This is a genomic window from Acidithiobacillus sp. TH-A35 (assembly GCF_057473505.1).
Genome location: NZ_JBYCKR010000260.1, coordinates 1 through 3,057 on the forward strand (window position 1 = coordinate 1; position 3,057 = coordinate 3,057).

General features: G+C 61.9%; 4 protein-coding genes. All 4 read right to left on the reverse strand.

Annotated elements, in window-relative coordinates; all coding sequences use genetic code 11:
* A partial coding sequence (ruvC, locus tag AC2VNK_RS08625) for a crossover junction endodeoxyribonuclease RuvC (RefSeq protein ID WP_486883477.1) occupies positions 1–361 on the reverse strand: 361 nt, incomplete at its 3' end.
* Positions 362–443: 82 nt separating this feature from the next.
* On the reverse strand, positions 444–1,196 hold the full coding sequence (locus AC2VNK_RS08630) for a YebC/PmpR family DNA-binding transcriptional regulator (protein WP_291523671.1): 753 nt from the start codon (positions 1,194–1,196) through the stop codon (positions 444–446).
* 76 nt (positions 1,197–1,272) lie between these two features.
* Entirely contained in the window at positions 1,273–1,884 is a 612-nt protein-coding gene (locus AC2VNK_RS08635; protein WP_486883475.1) for a lysophospholipid acyltransferase family protein, read from the reverse strand.
* Positions 1,885–1,892: 8 nt separating this feature from the next.
* Entirely contained in the window at positions 1,893–2,990 is a 1,098-nt protein-coding gene (gene nadA / locus AC2VNK_RS08640) for a quinolinate synthase NadA (protein WP_486883476.1), read from the reverse strand.
* Positions 2,991–3,057 lie beyond the last annotated feature (67 nt).

The window sequence follows — 3,057 nt, forward strand, 5'->3', positions numbered from 1 at the left end:
GCTCCTTGGCCGCATGGCCACCACCGACGGCGGCTTTTTTGATCTGCAGTGCCGTGTATTCATGTACGGGCAACCCGGCTTCCAGCAAGGCGACCAGTGCTGCTCCCCGTGCCTGCCCCAGCTTGAGGGCAGAGTCGGCATTGCGCGCCATGAACACCTGCTCAATGGCGGCGACATCGGGCTGTGTGTCGCCGATGACCTGTTTCAGTTCGCGGTAGATGGCACCGATGCGCTCCAGAAAGGGCTGCCCCCCCACATTTAGGCAACCGTGGGCCACATGCCGGAGCTGGCCAGCCGCGTCGGATTCAATAATGCCGTAGCCGGTGCGCAAAGAACCGGGATCAATACCGATGATCCGCACCGCCGTCTTCGGCAGGGATGCCGGCGATGCGCCCGCATTCAGCGCCATGGCTGCAGTATCCGCCAGAAGCGCCGCCGCGGGTTCAGGAGGCTGCTTCCAGGCGGGCCATTTCCTCGTCACTGATCTCGTAGTTGGCGTAGACGTTTTGTACGTCATCATTTTCTTCGAGGAAATCGATGAGCCGCAGCAATTTCTCCGCCTCCTCACCGCTGACTTCGATCGTATTCTCCGGAATCATCGTCATTTCACTTTCTTCCGGCTTGAGCCCCGCCGCTTCCAGGGCCAAAACCACGCTGTGAAGATCCGATGGGGCCGTATAAACGGCGATCCGCTCGCCTTCATTGACCACATCTTCAGCACCTGCTTCCAGTGCCGCTTCCAGAATCCGGTCCTCGTCCGCATCCGCCGGGAAAACAATCAGGCCAAGCTTTTTAAACTGATAAGCCACCGAGCCTGCCGTACCCATATTGCCGCCGCGCTTGGAAAATATGTGGCGCACTTCAGCGACGGTACGCACCTTGTTGTCGGTCATCGTCTCGATCAGGATGGCGACACCGCCGGGGCCATAGCCCTCGTAGGTGACTTCTTCGTAGTCCACACCTTCCAGCTCGCCGGTGCCGCGCTTGATCGCCCGTTCGATGGTATCTTTGGTCATATTGGCCCCGTAGGCCTTGTCCAGGGCAAGACGCAAGCGGGAATTACTGGCCGGATCACCGCCGCCTGCCCGCGCCGCCACCGTGATTTCGCGGATGAGGCGGGTGAAAATCTTGCCGCGCTTGGCGTCCTTCAGCGCTTTCTTGAATTTGATGGTGGACCACTTACTATGCCCGGACATGACGCACTCCCTGTAACTATCACTGGATTATTCTGCCAAAAATATCGCCTATGGTACCGCAAAGGCGGGGATGCCGTCATGCGAGGGTGGCGATGGCGCTCATGGTGGCGCCGAGCACCTCGGCGGCGCTGACATCGCGATGAAAATGCAGGGGCACGCCATAACGCAACAGGGGCCGCTGCCGGTGCAGCCAGGTGGTGAGGTCGGACCGGCCTTGCCGCGCGCCACTGATATGGGCCGGCACCACCGGGGCGGCACTTTCCCGCACTAGCCAGGCAACGCCTTTCTGGGTCTGATCGCGGTTGATCCCACCTTCGGGAAATATGCCCAGCACCCGTCCGTCTTCCAATAACCGTCGCGCCTGCAGGAGGGCACTTACGTCACGGCGGTCGCGGCGTACGGGGATGCTATAGGTCTGCTCCAGCAGGCGGCGCATCCAGGCCTTGTCGTAATATTCCTGGGCGACCAGAAAGGAAATCATCCGGCGGTTGCTGGCTACCAGGAACAAGGGATCGAGCACGGAGACGTGGTTGCAGGCGAGGATGGCCGGCCCGGTTTCGGGAACGCTGCTGGGCTCCCAGTGCCCCCCCTGATAAAAGCGGGTGTAGCCGTAAAGCAGGGCATGCAGGCCGCGCTGGGTAAAGGACCATTCCGTTGCCCGGTCGGCCACCGCAGACGGTTGCCCCATGGTGTCCGTCAGGAAACCGCCAGCATGCGTTCGAGCGCCAGGCGGGCCTGGGCGGCGGTCTCCGGGTCTACCTGAATCCGGTTGACCACCTGGCCCGCAAGAAGATTTTCCAGCGAACGCGCCAGTTGCTCTGGATCAATGCGGAACATGGTGGAGCACATGCAGACCATGGGCGACATGAACTCCACGGTTTTGCCCTCCGCGCGCACCTCGTCGGCCAGACGGGTGACCAGATTGATTTCTGTGCCTACCAGCCACGCACTGCCGGGCGGCGAAGCCTTGACCGTGCGCAGGATGAAATCCGTGGAGCCGACGGCATCGGACCGCTCGCAGACTTCAAAAGACGCTTCCGGATGGGCGATCACCTGCCCCTGGGGATGCACGCGGCGCCAGCGTTCGATATGGGCTGGCTGAAACATCTGGTGGACGGAACAATGTCCCTTCCAGAGCAGGATTTTGGCACGGCGGATTTCTTCCGGCGTGAGGCCACCCAGCGGCAAGTTGGGGTCCCAGACCGGCATGTCGCGCAGGGGAATACCCAGTTGATGCCCGGTCCAGCGTCCCAGATGCTGATCGGGGAAGAACAGGGCCTTGGGACGTTGCTGGAAAGACCAGTCGAGCACTTTGCGGGCATTGGAGGAGGTGCAGACCGTGCCGCCGTGGACGCCGCAAAAGGCCTTGAGCGCGGCCGAAGAGTTCACGTAGGTGACGGGGGTGACCTCCCGCTCCACATCGATCACCGTTGCCAGTTCCTCCCAGGCACGCTGCACCTGTGGCATATCGGCCATGTCGGCCATGGAGCAGCCGGCATTGAGGTCCGGCAGGATGCTGGCCTGTTCTGGACGGCTGAGAATGTCGGCCACTTCCGCCATGAAGTGAACGCCGCAGAAGACGATGAACTCGGCCTCCTGCTCAGCGGCGGCGCGGGAGAGTTGCAGGGAGTCGCCGTGGAAGTCGGCGTGGCGATAGACTTCTTCGCGCTGATAGTGGTGGCCGAGAATGACCGCACGTTTGCCCAGCGCGGCCTTGGCCCGCCGAATCCGCGCGTCGAGCTCCGCTGCGTCGCTGCGCCGGAGCCCTTGAACCATCACCGTTTCCACACCCATAACTGACCCTCTCAGGCGCTATTGCGCGTGCACATAACTACTCAATTACGTTACGAAGTCACCATCC